Below are 18,193 nucleotides of genomic sequence, written 5' to 3'. Positions count from 1 at the left end.
TCCCGGGCTTCGCTTCGCCGTGCCGATCGAATAATCGACCGCATGCACAGCGCATCCGGCGCGCCGGACGCTGTGCCTTCCGAATCCCAACGAACGACGCAAGGAACGCCCGTGTCCGCCAAAGCTGCCGAATCCGCGCCGGCCACCGACAAGCCCAAGGGCAAGATGAAGCCCCTGCTGCTGGGGCTCGCCGGCGTGCTGCTGCTCGTCAGCGGGGCCGGCGGCACCTGGTTCTTCCTCAACAACAAGAAGGCGCACGCACCGGCCCATGAGGAAGAGGCCGTGGCCGAGACGCCCAAGGCCGCCGCATCGAGCTACCTGGCGCTGGACAACATGGTGTTCAACCTGGCCGACGGCGGTGGCGACCGCGTGGCGCAGGTCGGCATCACGCTCGAGCTCCAGAACGACAAGGCGGCCGAGCAGATCAAGCAGCTGATGCCGAAGATCCGCAACGGCGTGCTGATGATGGTCTCGCAGCGCACGTCCGAAGAGCTGCTCAAGCGCGACGGCAAGGAAAAGCTCGCCACCGACATCCAGGTCGAGGTCTCGCGCCTGCTGGGATACGACATCGAGCCGCCCAAGCCGGCCAAGGGCGACGAGGACGCGCCGGTGCGCCGCAAGAAAAGCGCACAGGGCCCGGTGCAGGCCGTGCTGTTCTCCAGCTTCATCGTGCAATGAGCACCGACCCCGCCATCGACGACGCAGCGACCGGCGCCACGCCGGCCGACCCGGTGGCGCGCATGGCCGAGGCGGCCGCGCGTGCCTACGACCTGGCCGCGGCCGACCGCCTGGTGCGCCGCCCGATGCCCACGCTGGACATCGTGAACGAGCGCTTCCTGCGGCACCTGCGCGTGGGCGTGTTCCAGCTGGTGCGCCGCAGCACCGAGATTGCGATCGCGCCGGTCGAGGTGCAGAGCTACACCGACTTCCTGGCTTCGCTGGCGCTGCCGACCAACTTCAACGTGGTGTCGCTGCAGCCGCTGCGCGGCCACGGCCTGGTGGTGTGCGACGCCACGCTGATCTCGGTGCTGGTGGATGCGCTCTACGGCGGCGCCTGCACGCTGCAGGCGCCGATGGAAGGCCGCGATTTCTCGCCCACCGAACAGCGTGTGATCCAGCGCCTGCTGGGCATCGTCTGCACCGAATACAACAAGGCCTGGAAAGAGATCTATCCGCTCGAGCTCGCGCATGTGCGCAGCGAGACGCACCTGCAGTTCGTCAACGTGGCGGCACCGGCCGACAAGGTGGTGGTGACCACGCTGAAGATCGCGGTCGGCGACTTCGAGGGTGCGGTGCGCATCTGCCTGCCCTACGGCGCGCTGGACCCGATCCGCGACGTGCTCTACGGCGCGCAGCAGGCCCAGGCGATGGCCGAGGACCGGCGCTGGGTCACGGCGCTCACGCGCGAGATCCAATCGGCCGAGGTCACGCTGGTGGCCGAGTTCGCGCAGCCCGAGCTCACCGTCTCGCAACTGCTGGCGATGAAGGCCGGCGACTTCATCCAGTTCGACCGGCCGACGCGCGTCGTCGCCGCGGTCGACGGCACGCCCGTCTTCGCCTGCCACTACGGCACCCACAACACGCGCTATGCGCTGCGCATCGATGAATGCCTGCGCGGGGACGACCCGCACTGGCTTGGAGGTTCCCATGACCGTTGAACAGCAAAGCATCCCTTCTTCTTCCGGCGAGGCCGGCTGGGCCGAGGCGCTGGACGGTGCCGGCAGCACCGTCGCGGCCGACGCGCAGGCGCCGCTGCAGGACATCCAGCGCGTGCTCGACATCCCGGTGCAGCTCACCGTGGAGCTGGGCCGCAAGAAGGTGTCGATCAAGCACGTGCTGCAACTGGGCCAAGGCTCGATCGTCGAGCTCGACACGCTGGCCGGCGAACCCATGGACGTGCTGGTCAACGGCTACCTGGTCGCGCAGGGCGAGGTGGTGGTGGTCAACAACAAGTTCGGCATCCGCCTGACCGACGTCGTCACGCCGTCGGAGCGGCTGCGCCGCGTGCACCGCGCTTGATCGCACAGGCGTCCATGACACAGAGTCTCGTCACCGTCGTTCTTTTCGTCGCGGCCATCCTCTCGATGCCGTTCCTGCTCAAGCGCTACCAGCAGCGCCGCGGCCTGCAGCAGGGCGGCCCATCGGGCACGGCCTCGAAGCTGGTCTCGGCGGTCGCGGTCGGGCCGCAGCAGCGCGTGGTCACGGTCGAGGTCGGGCCCGAGGATGCGCGCACCTGGCTCGTGCTGGGCGTGACGGGCCAGTCCATCACCTGCCTGCATGCGCTGCCGGTCGCGAAAGGCGCGGTGGCGAATGTCCAGTAGGTTCCCGGGCGCCGCGCTGCTGGCGCTGGCCGTCGTCGCGCTGCCGGCGCAGGCGCAGGAGGCCGCGGGCGGCCAGCTGCCGCTGCTGATCGGCCAGGGCGCGGGTGGCACCAGTTTCTCGGTGCCGGTGCAGACGCTGTTGTTCTTCACCGCGCTGTCCTTCCTGCCGGCCATCCTGCTGATGATGACGGGCTTCACGCGCATCGTGATCGTGCTGTCGCTGCTGCGCCAGGCGCTGGGCACGCAGTCGGCACCGCCCAACCAGGTGGTGATCGGCCTGTCGCTGTTCCTCACGCTGTTCGTCATGGGGCCGACGCTCGACCGCGTCTACAACGAGGCCTACAAGCCCTACACCGAGAACACGCTGGGCTTCGAGGCCGCGGTGGCCAAGGCCGAGGTGCCGATGCGCCAGTTCATGTTGAAGCAGACGCGCCAGTCGGACTTCGCGCTGTTCGCGCGGCTGGCCCGGCTGCCCGCCGACGTGACGGCCGAGACCGCGCCGATGCGCGTGCTGATCCCGGCCTTCGCCACCAGCGAACTGAAGTCGGCCTTCCAGATCGGCTTCATGATCTTCATCCCCTTCCTGGTGATCGACATCGTGGTGTCGAGCGTGCTGATGTCGCTGGGCATGATGATGCTGTCACCGGTGCTGGTGGCGCTGCCGTTCAAGCTCATGCTGTTCGTGCTGGCCGACGGCTGGAACCTGCTGATCGGCTCGCTGGCCGCCAGCTTCGCGATTTGAGGAGACTGCCGCCATGAATGCAGAGATGGTTCTCACGATGGGGCGCGACGCGCTCGTCATTCTGTTGATGGTCTCGATGCCGGTGCTGCTGGCCGTGCTCGCGGTGGGCCTGGTGGTGAGCATCTTCCAGGCGATCACGCAGATCAACGAGGCCACGCTGGCCTTCGTGCCCAAGCTCATCGCGGCGGTGGTGGTGTTCGCCATCGCCGGGCCGTGGATGCTGGGCACGCTGGTCGACTACATCCGCCGCACCATCGAGTCCATCCCGCAGATGGTGCTGTAGCCCTGCGCTGCGACAGCTTCGCGTGCTGACCTTTACCGAAGCGCAGCTCATGGCCTGGGTCACGCCGGTGCTGTGGCCCTTCCTGCGCGTGCTGGGCGTGTTCACCACCGCGCCGATCTTCAACTCGCGCGCCTTCCCGGTGCGCGCGCGCGTGGGCCTGGCCTTCATGGTGGCGCTGTGCGCGCAGGCCACGCTGGCCACGCAGCCGGTGGTGGCGCTCAATGCGACCGCGGGCCTGGGCGCGCTGGTCCAGCAGGTGGGCATCGGCATGACCATCGGCTTCGCGGTGCGGCTGGTGTTCGCCTCGGTCGAGCTCGCGGGCGAACTGGTGGGCCTGCAGATGGGGCTGAACTTCGCGGCCTTCTTCGACCCGATGAGCAATGCGCAGACCAGCGCGGTGTCGCGCTTCCTGGGCAACATCGCGGTGCTGCTGTTCATCGCGATCAACGGGCATCTCACGGTGCTGATGGCGATCGTCAAGAGCTTCGACACCTTCCCGGTGGGCGGCAGCGTCTTCGATGCGCTCACGCGGCTGCGCATGCACGAACTCGGCACCGACCTGTTCGCGAGCGCGCTGTGGATCGCGCTGCCGATGATCGGCCTGCTGCTGTTCGTGAACCTGGTGCTGGGCGTGATCTCGCGCGTGGCGCCGCAGATGAACATCTACGCCATCGGTTTCCCGGTCACGCTGACCACCGGCCTGGCCGGCATCGCGCTGGTGCTGCCGATGATGGAGCAGCCCTTGCTCCAGCTGATGGAGCGGATGATCTCGTTGTTTGCCGGCGGCCGCTAAGCCCGCCTGAACGCGTGAAGGAACCGTCGCGAGCGCCCCGAGCCTGCATCGAGGACCGGAGCCGCACTCCCGTGCGGTGAGGACCGCAGGTGCGGGATCGGGGTGCGCAGCAGGTTCATTTGCGCGTTCAAACGAGGTTGTTGCGGATCGCGTAGACCGTGATGGCCGCGTTGTTCGCGAGGTTGAGCTTCTCCAGCACGCGCGAGCGGTAGACGCTCACGGTCTTCGGGCTCAGCATCAGTTCCTCGGCGATGCTCGACAGGCGCTTGCCCGAGGCGATCATCACCAGCGTCTGCAGTTCGCGGTCGGACAGCACCGTGTGCGGGGCGGCCGCCTCGGTGGGCCGCGAGACGCTGTCGGCCAGCATCTGCGCGAGCTCGGGCGTGACGTGCTTGCGGCCGTAGGCCACGGTGCGGGTCGCGGCGATCAGCTCGGCCGGATCGCCGGCCTTGCTCACGAAACCCTGGGCACCGGCCTTGAGGCAGCGGATCGCGTACTGCTCCTCGGTGAACATCGACACCACCAGCACGCGGATCGGCGTTTCGCCGTCGGCGAGGATGGCGCTCAGCACCTCGAGCCCGCTGCGCCCGGGCAGGCCCAGGTCGAGCAGCAGCACGTCGCACGGCGTGTTGTTGCGCAGCAGCTCGCGCACCTCGGCATAGCTCGCGGCTTCGGCCGTCACGCGGATGTCGACGGCCTCGCCCAGCGTCTGGCGGATGCCGCGGCGCACCAGCGCATGGTCGTCGCAGATCACCACGTTGATCATGCCGGCGCTCCTTGCGCGAGCGGTGCCACCAGCGTCACGGTGGTGCCGGCGCCCGGCGCGCTGTCGACCTGCAGCCGGCCGCCGACCGACCGTGCACGCTCGGCCAGGCCGCGCAGGCCGAAGGACGGCCGGTCGTCGGGCGTGGCCTCGGCCGTGATGCCGCGGCCGTCGTCCTGTACGGCCACGCGCAGCATGCCGTCGGCGGCGTCCAGCGTGACGTCGACCCGGTGGCCTTGCGCATGGCGCGCGACGTTGCTCAGCGCTTCCTGCACCGTGCGGTAGGCCGTCAACTGCAGCGCAGCCGACGGCCGCGTGTCGCCGATCGATCCGGTGAAGGTGCCCGCGAGGCCGGTGCGCCGGCGGAAGCGGTCCACCAGGCCGCGCAGCGCGGCGTCCAGTCCGTCGTCGAGGTCGGGCGGGTAGAGCGCGTGCACCACGCGCTGGGTCGCCTCGATCGCCTGGCGCAAGGCCTCCTGCACCGCGCGCAGGCGCTCCGGCGCCTCGGCGGCATCGGGGTGGCGGACGAACTGGTCGAGGTCGAAGTGCAGGGCGGTCAGCGCGCCGCCGATGTCGTCGTGGACCTCGCGTGCCAGGGCCAGGCGCTGGGCTTCGAGCAAGGGCGCTGTTTCCGCACGGCCGGCGTGCTGCACGGGTTCAGTGGTGATGAGGTGGCGGGTGGTGGCGGGGGCCCTCGGCATGGGGCGCAATGATATTTGACAAATGTCATCAGGGCGGTCGCGAAAGGGTGGAAGTTTGAACTTTCTTCGCAATTTCGCATCGGGCCCGCGCCCACGCGCCGGTGCCGCAAGGCGCTCAGCCGTGCCAGGCCGAGCAGCGGATCAGGCTGCAGAAATTGCCGCGGTGGAAGTGCGGCTCCTTGTCGGCGATCACATCGGCCTTGACGTTGCCGAAGGTCGTGTCGGGCTTGTGGCGGATGCCGTCGTAGAAGGCCTGGAGGATGTCCTCTTTGAAGTGTTCGGTGCGCGGATGCGCCTGCACGACCTGCGTGCGCTCGGCCTCGCTGAAGGCCGGGTAGTCCAGGCCCAGCACGTCCATCTCGACGCCGGCCGTGACCAGCGCCACCACCGGGTGCATGTGCTGCGGGATGCCGGGCGTGGTGTGCAGCGCGATCGCGTTCCAGACCAGGTCGATGTCGTGCGGCGCGATGCCGTGGCCGCGCAGGAAATCGCGCGCCACGTTGGCGCCGTCGACCTCGAAGCGCTCGTTCGCGCTGCTGTGCTTCGGCACCAGGCCCATGTCGTGGAACATCGCGCCGGCGTAGAGCAGCTCGGGGTCGAAAGTCAGGCCGCGCCGCTTGCCGGCCAGCGCGCCGAAGTAGTAGACCCGGCTCGAGTGATGGAACAGCAGCGGCGGCACGGTGTCGCGCACCTGCTCGGTGATCTCGCGGGCCAGCTGGCTGTCGGGGATGCGCACCCCGTCGAGGGTGGTCGTCGATGTCATGTGGATTGCTCCTGTGAAGATGGCTTCCACTCTAGGATTCGGCGATGATGTCCGGCATCGTCTTGATGCGACGAATCAAGACATTGCCCGTACAAAGAGGACACCCCCGTGCGCACCCCCAAGACCATCGCGATCCTGGCCCTGCCCGGTGTGCAGCTGCTCGACGTCTCGGGGCCGCTCGACGTCTTCGCCGAGGCCAACCTGCAGGCCGGCGCCGAGGCCTACCGGCTGCGCGTGGTGGCGAGCCGGCCCGGCGCGATCCGCAGTTCCTCGGGTGTGCGGCTGATGCCCGATGCGGTGATCGGCCGCGACGACGAGGCCGGCGAACCGATCCACACGCTGCTGGTGGCCGGCTCGCCGCATGCGGCCGGCGCGGTGGCCGATGCGGACGTCGCGGCCTGGCTGCGTGCGCGCATCCCGGCGGTGCGGCGCTATGGCTCGGTCTGCAGCGGTGCCTTCGTGCTCGCGCAGGCCGGGCTGCTGAACGGCAGGCGCGTGACCACGCACTGGGCCGTGGCCGAGCAGCTGGCGCGCGACTTCCCCGCGGTCACGGTCGATGCCGATGCGATCCATGTGCGCGACGGCCGGCTGCGCACGGCCGCCGGTGTCACGGCCGGCCTCGACCTGGCGCTGGTGCTGGTCGAGGAAGACCTGGGCCGCGCGGTCGCGATGCAGGTCGCGGCGCAGCTGGTGATGTTCTTCAAGCGGCCCGGCGGCCAGATGCAGTTCAGCCGCAAGGGCGACGCCGTGCCGGCGGGCCGCTCCGCCTTGCAGGAGGTGCAGCGCTGGGCCGCGGCGAATCCGGCGGCCGAGCTGGGCATCGCGCAGCTCGCGGCCCGCATGGGATTGAGCGCACGCCACTTCGCACGGCTGTTCGCGCAGGAGGTCGGCGTCACGCCCGCGGCCTGGGTCGAGGGCGTGCGCGTGGCGGCTGCGCGTGCGCTGCTCGAGGCCGGCGAGGCCGCGCCCAAGCAGGTCGCGGCGGTCTGCGGCTTCAGCGATGTCGACACGCTGCGCCGTGCGTTCCAGCGCCGCCTGGGCATCACGCCTGCGGAGTACCGCAGGCGGCATGGGCATGCGCGGGGCTGAAGCCTCAGTCCGGCAGCACCGCCGTCACTTCGATCTCCACCTTGGCGCGCGTCTCCACCAGCGCCGCCACCTGCACGCAGGTCATCGCGGGAAAGTTGCGGCCCATCGCGTCGCGGTAGACCGGGCCCAGCTCGGCCAGGCGGCGGTTGTATTCGTCGCGGTCGGTGATGTACCAGGTCATGCGCACCATGTGCTCGGGCCCGGCGCCGGCCTCGCGCAGCACCTCGACGATGTTGCGCAGCGCCTGGCCGGTCTGCGCGATGAAGTCGTCGGTCTCGAAGACCTGTTGCGCGTTCCAGCCGATCTGGCCGCCGACGAAGATCTGGGTGCCGCGCGCGGCGATGCCGTTGGCGTAGCCCTTGGGTGGCAGCCAGCCCGGTGGTTGCAGTAGCTTGTTCATCATGTGTTCTGTCTCAGTTTGAAGCGTTGGAGCTTGCCGGTCTCGGTGCGGGGCAGCACGTCGACGAATTCGATCTCGCGCGGGTACTTGTAGGGCGCGATGGCGGCCTTGACGTGGTCCTGCAGTGCCTTGCACAGCGCGGCGTCGCCGGTGATGCCGGGCTTGAGCACGCAGAAGGCCTTGACGATCATGCCGCGGTCCTCGTCGGGCTTGCCGACCACGCCGCACTCGGCCACGGCCGGGTGCTGCAGCAGCGCGTCCTCGACCTCGGGACCACCGACGTTGTAGCCGGCGGTGATGATCATGTCGTCGTCGCGCGCCTGGTAGAAGAAGTAGCCGTCTTCGTCCTGGCGGAAGGCATCGCCCGGGTAGTTCCAGCCGTTCTTGACGTACTTGGCCTGGCGCGGGTCGTCGAAGTAGCGGCAGCCCACCGGCCCCTGGATGGCCAGCTTGCCGACGGTGCCGCGCGGCACTTCATGGCCTTCGTCGTCGACCACCTTGGCGGTGAAGCCGGGCACGGCCTTGCCCACGGCACCGCGCCGCACGTCGGCGCCGGCGGCCGAGATGTAGATGTGGAACACCTCGGTGCCGCCGATGCCGTCGAGCATCTCGATGCCGGTCGCATCCTTCCACAGTTGGCGCGTGGCGTCGGGCAAGGCCTCGCCCGCGCTCACCGTGATGCGCAGCGTGGGCGTGCCCAGCTGCTTGGCGAAGGGCGCCATCTGCCGGTAGAAGGTGGGCGCGGTGTAGACGATGGTGGCGCCGGTCTCGTTGATCAGCTTGACCATGCCCTCGGGCGTGTACGGGATGTCGGGGTAGTAGACCGAGGAGCCGGCCCACATCGGATAGACCAGCAGGCCGCCCAGGCCGAAGGTGAAGGCCAGCGGCGGCGAGCCCATCACGATGTCCTCGGGCCGGGCCTTGAGCACATGGCGCGGCCAGGTCTCGCACATCGCGAGCACGTCGCGGTGCGTGGTGGCCGGCGCCTTGGGCTTGCCGGTGGTGCCCGAGGTGAAGGCCAGCAGCGCGATGTCGTCGGCGGCGGTGGGGCAGGCGGTGAACACGCCGCGCTTCTTCGCGGCCAGCGCCTCGAGCGCATCGGGCGCGTCCGACTTGAAGGCCACGATGGTCTTCAACACCGGATTCGCCTTCTGCGCGACCTGCATGTCGTCGAGCAGCCGGGCCTCGCACAGCGCGACCGTGGGTTTGGCCTTGTCGAGGATGTCGCCGAGTTCGCGCGCGCGCAGCAGCGGCATGGTCGCGACCGCGATCAGGCCCGCCTTGACCACCGCGAGCCAGGCCAGCGCCATCGGGATCGAGTTGCCGCCGCGCAGCAGCACGCGGTTGCCGGGCACCAGGCCCAGGTCCTCGGTCAGCACCTGCGCGATGCGGTTGACTTCGACGGCCGCCTGCGCGTAGCTCAAGGTGCGGGTGGGAGAACGCAGCATCGGCCGGTCGGCGAAGCCCTTGGCCCCCGCCTTGTCCAGCAGTTCCTCGACCAGGTTCAACTGGTCGGGCAGTTGCAGTTCCGGCAGGTCGTACCGGAAGACCGGCAATTGATCCGCAGGCGGAAGTCCATCGTGGACGAAACGGTCGATTTGTGCGCTCAAGGTGTCTACTCCCGCAGGACGGATTTGCCGATGATCAGTTGCTGGACCTCCGTCGCGCCTTCGTAGATGCGCAGCGCGCGGATGTCACGGTAGAGACTCTCAACTTTCGTGCCCACCTGCACGCCGCTGCCGCCGTGCATCTGCAGTGCCATGTCGATCACGCGCTGCGCGTTCTCGGTGGCGCACATCTTGGCCATCGCCGCGGCCGCGGTGTAGTCGGCGAAGGGCTTGCCGATGCGCTCGCCTTCGTCGCGCATCCAGGCCGCGCGGTAGGTGAGCAATGCGGCGCTGTCAACCAGCGCGGCCATGTCGCCGAGCTTGGCCTGCGTGAGCTGGAAATCGGCCAGGGTCTGGCCGAACATGCGGCGCGACTTGGCATGCGCGATGGCTTCGCTCAAGGCGCGGCGCGCCATGCCCAGTGCGGCCGCGGCCACCGAAGCACGGAAGATGTCGAGCGTGCGCATCGCGAGCTTGAAGCCGCCATGCAGATCGCCCAGCTGCGCACCGTGCGGCACCTCGCAGGCACCAAAGCGCAGCGTGGCGAGCGGATGTGGTGCCATCACCTGGATGTGCTCGCTGGTGTCGAGGCCCTTGGCATCGGCATCGACGATGAAGGCCGTGATGCCGCGCGTGCCGCCGGCGGGGTCGGTCTTGGCGAACACCACGTAGAAGTCGGCGATGCCGCCGTTGCTGATCCAGGTCTTGGCGCCGTCGAGTCGCCAGCCGCTGCCGGTGTCGACGGCCTGCATCGCCATCGCGCCCACGTCGGAGCCGGCCTCGGGTTCGCTCAAGGCGAAGGCCGCGATCTTGTCGCCGCGCGCGACCGCGCTCAGGTAGTCCGACTGCTGCGCGGCGTTGCCCGCGAGCGTGATCGCGCCGCTGCCCAGGCCCTGCATCGCGAAGGCGAAGTCGGCCAGCGGCGAATGGAAGGCCAGCGTCTCGCGCAGCAGCACCAGCGCGCGCGAGTCCAGGCGCTCGAGTGCACCGCCGAAGGCCGCGGGCACGCAGTAGCGCAGCCAGCCGCCATCGCCCAGGCGCCGGACCCAGTCGCGGCAGGCCGCGCGGTCGTCGCGCTCGTCCACGTCCTGCGCGGCGGTCCAGGGCAGCAGGCCGTGCGCGAGTTCGCGGTGCGCGTCATCGAAGAAGGGCAGCGCCAGGTGCGCCGTCGAGGGATCGACCTTGGAGACGGACATGGTTCAGTCTCCGCCGAAGACCGGCTTCTGCTTGGCGGCGAAGGCTTCGTAGGCGCGCGTGAAGTCGGCCGTCTGCATGCAGATGGCCTGGGCCTGCGCTTCGGCTTCGATCGCCTGCTCGATGGTCATCGACCACTCCTGCGACAGCATGGTCTTGGTCATGCCGTGCGCGAAGGTCGGGCCGGCCGCGAGATCGCGCGCCATCTTGGTGGCCGCGGCCAGCACCGCGTCGCTCGCATGCAGCGCGTTGAAGAAGCCCCAGGCCAGGCCTTCGTCGGCGGTCATCGCGCGGCCGCTGAACAGCAGCTCCGAGGCGCGGCCCTGGCCGATCATGCGCGGCAGCAGCGCGCAGGCGCCCATGTCCGCACCGGCCAGGCCGACGCGCGTGAACAGGAAGGCGGTGCGCGTGGCGGGCGTGCCGTAGCGGATGTCGCAGGCCAGCGCGATCATCGCGCCGGCGCCGGCGCAGATGCCGTCGATGGCGCCGATGATGGGCTGCGGGCACTGGCGGATCGCCTTCACCAGGTCGCCGGTCATGCGCGTGAACTCGAGCATCTCGGGCATGCTCATCTTGGTGAGCGGGCCGATGATCTCGTGCACGTCGCCGCCCGAGCAGAAGTTGCCGCCGGCGCCGGTCACGACGATGGCTTTCACGTCGGTGGCGTAGTGCAGCGCGCGGAACAGGTCGCGCAGTTCGGCATACGACTGGAAGGTCAGCGGGTTCTTGCGCTCGGGCCGGTTGAGCGTGACGGTGCCCACGCCGTCTTCATAGGTCCACTGGAAGTGCGTGGCCTGGTAGCCGGCCTTGGCTTCGAATTGCGCATGCATGGGATTGCCCGCGCCGATGTAGTGCTTCATTCGGTCTCCGTCTCTGTGTTCGTCTGGGGGTGGGTGTGCTGCTTGACCTTGCCGAGCAGCTTGTGCAGCTGGGTGATCTCCTTGGGCGCGAGGCCGGCGAAGGCCTCGACGATCCAGGCTTCGTGCTGGTGTGCCATCTCGTTGAAGAGTGCGCGGCCGCGTGTCGTGAGGCGCACGCGCCAGGCGCGCCGGTCGCCCTCGACGTTGACGCGCTCGACCAGTTCCTCGGCCACCAGCTGGTCGGTGATGCCGGTCACGTTGCCGCCCGTGACCATCATGCGGCGTGAGAGCTCGTTCATCTTCAGCCCTTCGGGCGAACGTTCGAGCTGCGACATCAGGTCGAAGCGCGGCAGCGTGGTGGCGAACTGCTCGCGCAGGCTGTTGCGCACTTCCTTCTCGATCAGCTGGGTGCAGGTCAAGAGCCGCAGCCAGAGCCGCAACTCGTCGGGGTGTTCGCTGTGGGCGCGGGCTTCGAGGTCCATTCAGCGCTCCTCTTCTGCCTGCAGCGCGGCCGGGCCGGCGGCCAGGGCCTGCTGCTTGGCGATCTCGCGGTACAGCTGGTCGCGGCCCGCGGTGTATTGCTTGGGCCAGTCGACATGGCGGCTCTGCAGCTTGGCGGCCTCGTGCAGCGTCCAGGCCGGGTCGGCCAGGTGCGGGCGCGCGACGGCGCACAGGTCGGCGCGGCCGGCCGCGATGATGCTGTTGGCCTGGTCGGCGTCGGTGATCGCGCCCACCGCGATGGTCGCGATGCCGACCTCGTTGCGGATGCGGTCGGCAAAGGGCGTCTGGTACATGCGGCCGTAGATCGGCTGGGCGTCGCGCGTGGTCTGGCCCGAGGACACGTCGATGAAGTCGCAGCCCGCGGCCTTGAACAGCCGCGCGATCGCGACCGCGTCGTCGTCGGTGTTGCCGCCGGGCGCCCAGTCGTGGGCCGAGATGCGCACGCTCATCGGGCGCTCGGCCGGCCAGGCCGCGCGCATGGCTTCGAACACCTCCAGCGGGTAGCGCGCACGGTGCGCGATGTCGCCGCCGTAGTCGTCGGTGCGCTGGTTGGTGAGCGGACTCAGGAAGGAAGCCAGCACATAGCCGTGTGCGCAGTGCAGCTCGAGCCAGTCGAAGCCGGCCTCGGCGGCGCGGCGCGTGGACGCGACGAACTGCTCGCGCAGCGTGTCCATGTCGGCGCGCGTCATCGCGGCCGGCGTCTGGTTCTGCGCGCCGTAGGATTGCGCGCTGGCGGCGATCAGCGGCCAGTTGCCCGCGGGCAGCGGTTCGTCGGTGCCTTCCCAGCCCACCTGCGTCGAGCCCTTGGGGCCGCTGTGGCCCAGTTGCATGCCGATCCTGGCGCTGGTCTGCGTGTGGACGAAGTCGACGATGCGCTTGAACGCGGCGCCTTGTTCGTCGGTATAGAGGCCGGGGCAGGCCGGCGTGATGCGGCCTTCGGGCGTGGGGCTGGTCATCTCGACGAAGACCAGCGCGGCGCCGCCCATGGCGCGCGCGCCCAGGTGCACCAGGTGGAAGTCCTGCGGCAGGCCGTCGACCGCACTGTAGGTGGCCATCGGCGAGACCACGATGCGGTTCTTGAGTTCGAGCCCGCGCACCTTGAGCGGCGTGAGCATGGGGGCGATCTTCTGGCCGCCGGCCAGCCACTTCTCGTAGCCGCCGAGCCAGGCCGCATCGCGCAGCCGCAGGTTCTCGTGGCTGATGCGCTGGCTGCGCGTGAGCATCGAATAGGCGAACTGCTCGACCTGCATGCCGGTGTAGCGCGAGACGTTCTCGAACCACTCCGTGGAGTTGCGCGCGGCGTTCTGGATCTTCAGCACCTCGACGCTGCGGCGTGCCTCGTAGCCCACCAGCACCTCGTCGATGTCGCCGCCATGGCCGAACTCGTCGGCCAGGTCGATCGCGTCTTCCAGCGCCAGCTTGGTGCCCGAGCCGATCGAGAAGTGCGCGGTGTGGGCGGCGTCGCCCATCAGCACCACGGGCACGGTCCTGCCGTCGACTTCGACGCGGTGCGTCCAGTGCTTGCAGATCACGCGCGGGAAGCGGATCCAGTTGGCCGAGCCGCGCAGGTGCGAGGCGTTGCTGATCAGCGCATGGCCGCCCAGGTACTTGGCGAACAGCTTCTCGCAGAAGGCCACGGCCTCGGGCTGCTCCATCTGGTCGAGGCCGTGCGCCTTCCAGACCTCTTCGGGCGTCTCGACGATGAAGGTCGAGGTCTCGTCGTCGAACTGGTAGGCATGGGCCTGGAACCAGCCGTGCTCGGTTTCCTCGAAGGCGAAGGTGAAGGCATCGAAGGTCTGGTGCGTGCCCAGCCAGACGAAGCGGCACTTGCGCTGGTCGATGTCGGGCTGGAACACCTCGGCGTAGCGCGTGCGGATGCGGCTGTTGAGGCCGTCGCTGGCGATCACCAGGTCGGCGCGGTACTGCGCGGCCAGCGCCTGGTCATCGGTGGCATCGGTCTCGAACACCAGGTCCACGCCCAGCGCGAGGCAACGTTCCTGCAGGATGTTGAGCAGCCGCTTGCGCCCGATGCCGCAGAAGCCGTGGCCGCCCGAGCGCACCTGGCGGTCCTTGAAGAAGACCTGGATGTCGTCCCAGTGATGGAAGGACTGGCCGATGAGCGCGGCCGTTTCCGCTTCGGCGGCCGCCAGGTTGGCCAGCGTCTGGTCGCTGAGCACCACGCCCCAGCCGAAGGTGTCGAAGGGCCGGTTGCGTTCGACCACGGTGATCTCGAGGTGCGGATGGCGAGCCTTCATCAGCAGGGCGAAGTACAGGCCCGCGGGCCCACCGCCGATGCACAGGATGCGTTGCAGGGATGGCGCGAGGATGTTCATGGATAAATAGTTTAGGCATAAACATTTGGGTGTCAATGGGGGAAGGGTCTTAGGAGGGGGGCGGTTGACGCGTGTCGAGCGGCTGGGAAAAATCATCGCCATGCCAAGCCTGATACCGAAGATCGAGTCTCAACTTGCCAGCCTGCCGGTGCCCATCGCGCTGCAGCTGCCCGACGGTCGAACCGTCTCCCAGCCTGGTTCCCGGGTCACGCTGGCCTTCGAGGACTGGACCTCGCTGGCCAAGCTGGCGGCGCGCCAGATTGGTGCCATCGGCGAGGCCTATGTCGAGGGCCGCGTCCAGATCGACGGCGCGATGCGCGACCTGACCGACGCGGCCGCCGGCCTGCTGCCGGGCAACCCGGCCGAGACCGACACCGGCTGGTGGTCGCGCCTCATGCGGCGCGCCAAGTCGCGCGGCTCGCACACGCTGGGCAAGGACGCGGCGCAGATCGAGTTCCACTACGACGTCTCGGACGACTTCTACGCGCTGTGGCTGGACCCGCGCCGGGTCTACTCCTGCGCCTACTACCGCAGCGAGGACCTGACGCTGGCGCAGGCCCAGGAGGCCAAGCTCGACCACATCTGCCGCAAGCTCATGCTCAAGCCCGGCGAGCGTTATCTCGACGTCGGTTCGGGCTGGGGCGGGCTGCTGCTGTGGGCCGCCGAGCACTACGGCGTGGACGCCACGGGCATCACGCTGTCGAAGAACCAGCATGCGCACGTGCAGCGGCTGATCGAGGAAAAGGGCTTGCAGGGCCGCGTGCGCGTCGAGCTGCGCGACTACCGCCTGCTCGACACCGCGCAGCCTTTCGACAAGATCTCCTCGGTGGGCATGTTCGAGCACGTGGGGCGCGCCAACATGCCGACCTACTTCCAGCACATCCACGACCTGCTGAAGCCGGGCGGCCTGGTGATGAACCACGGCATCACCTCGGGCCAGCTCGACTACCAGCAGCTGGGCGCGGGCATGGGCGACTTCATCGAGAAGTACATCTTCCCGGGCGGCGAGCTGCTGCATGTCACGCAGGTGCTGCGCGACACGGCCGCCTCGGGCCTGGAGATGGTCGACACCGAGAACCTGCGGCCGCACTACGCGCGCACGCTGTGGGCCTGGTCGGATGCACTGGAGGCCCAGCTCGACGAGGCCCGGGCGGTGCTGCGCCGCACCAGCACCGACGACGAGCGGGCCGAGCGCATCCTGCGTGCGTACCGCCTGTATCTGGCAGGCTCGGCGATGAGTTTCGAGCGGGGCTGGATCGCGCTGCACCAGATGCTGGCGACGCGACCGGACGGTGAGGTCAAGGGCGGTTCGATGCGCGGTGCGCAATCGGTGTACCCTTTCGTCCGGGACTTCATCTACAAGTAAAGAACATGCTCTACCGTTTCAAATCTCAGGCCACCGCCGACGTCGTGATGCTCGAACCCAATGCGCGTCAATTGCTCGAGGTCATCGGCAAGGCACCCGGTGCACAAGGCATCATCACCAGCGACCAGATTCCCGGCGCCATCTCCGCGCTCGAGGCCGCCATCGCGCGCGAGCACGCGCAGCACCGCAACAACGACGACGCCTTCGCGTCCGAGAAGCACGAGGAGCCCGCCGAGCGCGAGCACGTGGCGCTGCACCAGCGCGCCGCGCCCCTGATCGACATGCTCAAGCGCTCGTCCGCGGAAGGCAAGGACGTCGTCTGGGGAGTCTGACCTCTTCGTCGTGAAGCACGGCGGAACCGGCTTCGCCGGGCCGCTGGTGCGACCCCCCCGGAAAGGGGCGGGCGCACGCGACACGCCGTGCGCGCAGCCTACGGAGGTCAGTCCACCTTCGCGCCGGAGTCCTTGACCACCTTGGCCCACTTGGTGTGCTCGCGCTCGATGTGCTTCGCGAACTCGGCCGGCGAATTGCCGCTGGGGATCGCGCCCTGCGCGAGCAGCTTTTCCTTCATGGCCGGCGTGCCCAGCGACTTCGCGACCTCCTGCTGGATCCGGCTCACGATCTCGGGCGGCGTGCCCGCGGGCGCGAGCAGGCCGAACCACGAGCTGGCCTCGAAGCCCTTGAGCGCGGGGCCGCCGGCTTCCTCGACCGTGGGCACGTCGGGCAGCGCGGGCGAACGCTGTGCGCTGGTCACGGCCAGGGCCACCAGCTTGCCGGCCTTGATCTGCTGCATCGACGAAGGCAGGTTGTCGAACATCACGTCGGCGCTGCCGCCCACCATGTCGAGCAGCGCGGGCCCTGAACCCCGGTAGGGGATATGGGTCATGAAGCTGCCGGTCATGCTCTTGAACAGCTCGCCGGCCAGATGGATCGAGGTGCCGCTGCCGCTGGACGCCATGTTGAGCTTGCCCGGATTGGCCTTGGCGTACCGGATGAAGTCCTGCACGTTGTGGATGTCGAGCGCCTTGGCCTTGTCGGCGTTCATCTCCATCACGTTGGGTACCGCGGCGACCATCGTGACCGGCGCGAAGTCCTTGATCGGGTCGAAGGGCAGCTTGGGGTAGAGCGCGCGGTTGATGCCGTGCGTGCCCACCGTGCCCATCAGCAGCGTGTAGCCGTCGGCCGGTGCCTTGGCCACCATGTCGGTGCCCACGTTGCCGCCCGCGCCGCCGCGGTTGTCCACGATGAAGGGTTGGCCGAAGGCCTTGGACAGCTCGGGCGCCATGGCCCGCGCCAGGATGTCGGTGGTGCCGCCGGCCGCGAAGGGCACGACGATGCGCACCGGCTTGTTCGGCCAGGCGCCCTGCGCCCATGCGGGGGCGGCGATCACGGTGAGGGCGGTGGCGGCTGCAACCAGCGCAGTGCGGCGGTGCGAGGAGAAGAGGGAAGAGGTCATGCGCGTGTTGTACAGGCGCGCACCGCGGGCGTCGCGAGTGGAAACCCCCTGAGCCGGTCGCTCAGCCGACCTGCATGCGCTGGGCGAATTGCTCTTGCCGAAAGCGCGCCAGCACGAAGTCGATGAACACGCGCGTCTTCGGCGGCAGCAGCTTCTTGCTCGGGTAGTAGAGCCACACCGCGCCGGCATCCTGGTACCACTCGGGCAGCAGCCGCAGCAGCTCGCCGTCGCGCAGGCCGCGTTCGACGAAGGGCATCGGCAGCATGGCCGCGCCCAGCCCCATGCGCGTGGCCTGCGCGATGGCTTCGGGGTCGTTGAAGATCGCGCGCGGATGTGGCAGCTCGACCGTGACCTCCTCGCCGCGCGCGGCATGCCGCAGCGTCCAGCCGCGCAGCCGGCCCGTGGGCGAGGAGCGGCGCAGCAGCGTGTCGAGCGCGGCCAGTTCCGAAGGGTGGCGCGGCCGCTTGCGGCCCTTCATGTACGCGGGCGAGGCCACCGCCACCACGTGGATGCGCGCCAGCTCGCGCGCCACCAGCCCCGCAGACAATTCGATGCCGCCGCCGATGGCCGCATCGAAGCCTTCGCCGACGAGGTCGACCTGCTGGTTGTCGAAGTGCCAGTCGGGCAGGATGGCCGGGTAGCGCGCGAGGAAGTCGCCCATCAGCGGCAGCACATGTTCGCGCCCGAAGGCCTGTCCCATGCTCACCTTGAGCGTGCCGGCCGGCTGGCCGTCGTCGGTGTCGAGGCCGGCCACCGCGTCCTGCAGCGTGGCCAGTGCAGGACCGATCTGCGCGAGGAAGCGTTCGCCGCCTTCGGTCAGCGTGAGGCGGCGCGTGCTGCGCTGGAACAACCGCACGCCCAGCCGCGCCTCGAGCCGCGCCACGTTCTTGCTCACCGCCGCCGGTGTCAGTCCCAGGCGCCGCGCCGCGGCGGAGAAGCTGCCGCCTTCGGCGCTCTGGACGAAGGACGCGAGATGGTTGAGCGGTTCCATGGCCGCATTGTCATGCGCATCTTCAACTTC

The 18,193-nt window shown here is 69.1% G+C and carries 21 protein-coding genes; 10 read left to right on the top strand and 11 right to left on the bottom strand.

Features of this window, described 5'->3' with window-relative positions:
- Positions 1 to 111 precede the first annotated feature (111 nt).
- From K0H49_RS08760 to fliR, 7 genes are read left to right on the top strand one after another with little or no spacing between them, the layout of a single operon-like run.
- Positions 112 to 678: a flagellar basal body-associated FliL family protein gene (locus K0H49_RS08760; protein ID WP_374122323.1), complete on the top strand. Its 567-nt coding sequence runs from the start codon at positions 112 to 114 to the stop codon at positions 676 to 678.
- On the top strand, positions 675 to 1,658 hold the full coding sequence (fliM, locus tag K0H49_RS08755; RefSeq protein ID WP_219211201.1) for a flagellar motor switch protein FliM: 984 nt from the start codon (positions 675 to 677) through the stop codon (positions 1,656 to 1,658). Before K0H49_RS08760 ends, fliM begins: the two co-directional genes overlap by 4 nt.
- The gene (gene fliN, locus K0H49_RS08750) at positions 1,648 to 2,019 is read left to right on the top strand and encodes a flagellar motor switch protein FliN (RefSeq protein WP_219211199.1); all 372 of its coding nucleotides are present in this window, start codon (positions 1,648 to 1,650) and stop codon (positions 2,017 to 2,019) included. The genes fliM and fliN overlap by 11 nt, the downstream gene beginning before the upstream one ends.
- A gap of 14 nt (positions 2,020 to 2,033) precedes the next feature.
- Complete coding sequence (locus tag K0H49_RS08745; RefSeq protein ID WP_219211196.1) at positions 2,034 to 2,321, top strand: FliO/MopB family protein; 288 nt, start codon at positions 2,034 to 2,036, stop codon at positions 2,319 to 2,321.
- Positions 2,311 to 3,063 carry a flagellar type III secretion system pore protein FliP gene (gene fliP, locus K0H49_RS08740; RefSeq protein ID WP_219211194.1) on the top strand — a complete coding sequence of 251 codons (753 nt, stop codon included), beginning with the start codon at positions 2,311 to 2,313 and terminating at the stop codon, positions 3,061 to 3,063. The genes K0H49_RS08745 and fliP overlap by 11 nt, the downstream gene beginning before the upstream one ends.
- Positions 3,064 to 3,076: 13 nt before the next feature.
- On the top strand, positions 3,077 to 3,346 hold the full coding sequence (gene fliQ, locus K0H49_RS08735) for a flagellar biosynthesis protein FliQ (RefSeq protein ID WP_219211192.1): 270 nt from the start codon (positions 3,077 to 3,079) through the stop codon (positions 3,344 to 3,346).
- A 22-nt stretch (positions 3,347 to 3,368) separates the two neighbouring features.
- Positions 3,369 to 4,139: a flagellar biosynthetic protein FliR gene (gene fliR, locus K0H49_RS08730; protein ID WP_219211190.1), complete on the top strand. Its 771-nt coding sequence runs from the start codon at positions 3,369 to 3,371 to the stop codon at positions 4,137 to 4,139.
- Between the two features lie 127 nt (positions 4,140 to 4,266).
- Here the strand turns inward: fliR and K0H49_RS08725 are convergent, their stop codons facing one another.
- The 3 genes from K0H49_RS08725 to K0H49_RS08715 form a co-directional block, all read right to left on the bottom strand.
- Positions 4,267 to 4,905, bottom strand: a complete 639-nt coding sequence (locus K0H49_RS08725; RefSeq protein WP_219211188.1) for a response regulator — start codon at positions 4,903 to 4,905, stop codon at positions 4,267 to 4,269.
- On the bottom strand, positions 4,902 to 5,603 hold the full coding sequence (locus K0H49_RS08720) for a sensor histidine kinase (protein WP_219211186.1): 702 nt from the start codon (positions 5,601 to 5,603) through the stop codon (positions 4,902 to 4,904). Before K0H49_RS08720 ends, K0H49_RS08725 begins: the two co-directional genes overlap by 4 nt.
- A 115-nt stretch (positions 5,604 to 5,718) precedes the next feature.
- Positions 5,719 to 6,366 carry an HD domain-containing protein gene (locus tag K0H49_RS08715; RefSeq protein WP_219211184.1) on the bottom strand — a complete coding sequence of 216 codons (648 nt, stop codon included), beginning with the start codon at positions 6,364 to 6,366 and terminating at the stop codon, positions 5,719 to 5,721.
- Positions 6,367 to 6,474: 108 nt separating this feature from the next.
- On the opposite strand from K0H49_RS08715, the gene K0H49_RS08710 reads away from it, so the two are divergent.
- Positions 6,475 to 7,455 (top strand): GlxA family transcriptional regulator, encoded by a 981-nt coding sequence (locus K0H49_RS08710; RefSeq protein ID WP_219211182.1) that lies wholly within the window; start codon positions 6,475 to 6,477, stop codon positions 7,453 to 7,455.
- A gap of 4 nt (positions 7,456 to 7,459) precedes the next feature.
- On the opposite strand, the gene K0H49_RS08705 is transcribed toward K0H49_RS08710, so the two are convergent.
- Genes K0H49_RS08705 through K0H49_RS08680 form a run of 6 tightly spaced genes read right to left on the bottom strand, consistent with a single transcriptional unit; the run spans position 7,460 to position 14,350 of the window.
- Positions 7,460 to 7,858, bottom strand: coding sequence for a RidA family protein (locus K0H49_RS08705; protein ID WP_183028365.1), 399 nt, complete (start codon positions 7,856 to 7,858; stop codon positions 7,460 to 7,462).
- The gene (locus K0H49_RS08700; RefSeq protein ID WP_219211181.1) at positions 7,855 to 9,465 is read right to left on the bottom strand and encodes an AMP-binding protein; all 1,611 of its coding nucleotides are present in this window, start codon (positions 9,463 to 9,465) and stop codon (positions 7,855 to 7,857) included. Before K0H49_RS08700 ends, K0H49_RS08705 begins: the two co-directional genes overlap by 4 nt.
- Before the next feature lie 5 nt (positions 9,466 to 9,470).
- Positions 9,471 to 10,658 (bottom strand): acyl-CoA dehydrogenase family protein, encoded by a 1,188-nt coding sequence (locus tag K0H49_RS08695; RefSeq protein WP_219211178.1) that lies wholly within the window; start codon positions 10,656 to 10,658, stop codon positions 9,471 to 9,473.
- Positions 10,659 to 10,661: 3 nt separating this feature from the next.
- A complete protein-coding gene (locus tag K0H49_RS08690) occupies positions 10,662 to 11,516 on the bottom strand; it encodes an enoyl-CoA hydratase family protein (RefSeq protein ID WP_219211176.1) in 855 nt (284 codons plus the stop codon).
- Positions 11,513 to 11,998 carry a MarR family winged helix-turn-helix transcriptional regulator gene (locus tag K0H49_RS08685; RefSeq protein ID WP_219211174.1) on the bottom strand — a complete coding sequence of 162 codons (486 nt, stop codon included), beginning with the start codon at positions 11,996 to 11,998 and terminating at the stop codon, positions 11,513 to 11,515. The genes K0H49_RS08690 and K0H49_RS08685 overlap by 4 nt, the downstream gene beginning before the upstream one ends.
- On the bottom strand, positions 11,999 to 14,350 hold the full coding sequence (locus K0H49_RS08680; protein WP_219211173.1) for a bifunctional salicylyl-CoA 5-hydroxylase/oxidoreductase: 2,352 nt from the start codon (positions 14,348 to 14,350) through the stop codon (positions 11,999 to 12,001).
- A gap of 100 nt (positions 14,351 to 14,450) precedes the next feature.
- Here K0H49_RS08680 and K0H49_RS08675 point away from each other — a divergent pair, with 100 nt between their 5' ends.
- Together K0H49_RS08675 and K0H49_RS08670 are read left to right on the top strand one after the other, a co-directional pair.
- The gene (locus tag K0H49_RS08675) at positions 14,451 to 15,716 is read left to right on the top strand and encodes a class I SAM-dependent methyltransferase (protein ID WP_219211172.1); all 1,266 of its coding nucleotides are present in this window, start codon (positions 14,451 to 14,453) and stop codon (positions 15,714 to 15,716) included.
- Positions 15,717 to 15,721: 5 nt separating this feature from the next.
- Complete coding sequence (locus tag K0H49_RS08670; RefSeq protein WP_219211171.1) at positions 15,722 to 16,048, top strand: DUF1840 domain-containing protein; 327 nt, start codon at positions 15,722 to 15,724, stop codon at positions 16,046 to 16,048.
- Between the two features lie 107 nt (positions 16,049 to 16,155).
- On the opposite strand, the gene K0H49_RS08665 is transcribed toward K0H49_RS08670, so the two are convergent.
- Positions 16,156 to 17,172 (bottom strand): Bug family tripartite tricarboxylate transporter substrate binding protein, encoded by a 1,017-nt coding sequence (locus tag K0H49_RS08665; protein ID WP_219211170.1) that lies wholly within the window; start codon positions 17,170 to 17,172, stop codon positions 16,156 to 16,158.
- 61 nt (positions 17,173 to 17,233) lie between these two features.
- Positions 17,234 to 18,163 carry a LysR family transcriptional regulator gene (locus K0H49_RS08660; RefSeq protein ID WP_219211169.1) on the bottom strand — a complete coding sequence of 310 codons (930 nt, stop codon included), beginning with the start codon at positions 18,161 to 18,163 and terminating at the stop codon, positions 17,234 to 17,236.
- Between the last annotated feature and the right edge of the window lie 30 nt (positions 18,164 to 18,193).

It is taken from the genome of Variovorax boronicumulans (assembly GCF_019352895.1).
Classification (GTDB): Bacteria; Pseudomonadota; Gammaproteobacteria; order Burkholderiales; family Burkholderiaceae_C; genus Variovorax; species Variovorax boronicumulans_A.
This window is presented reverse-complemented; position numbering and strand designations above follow the sequence as displayed.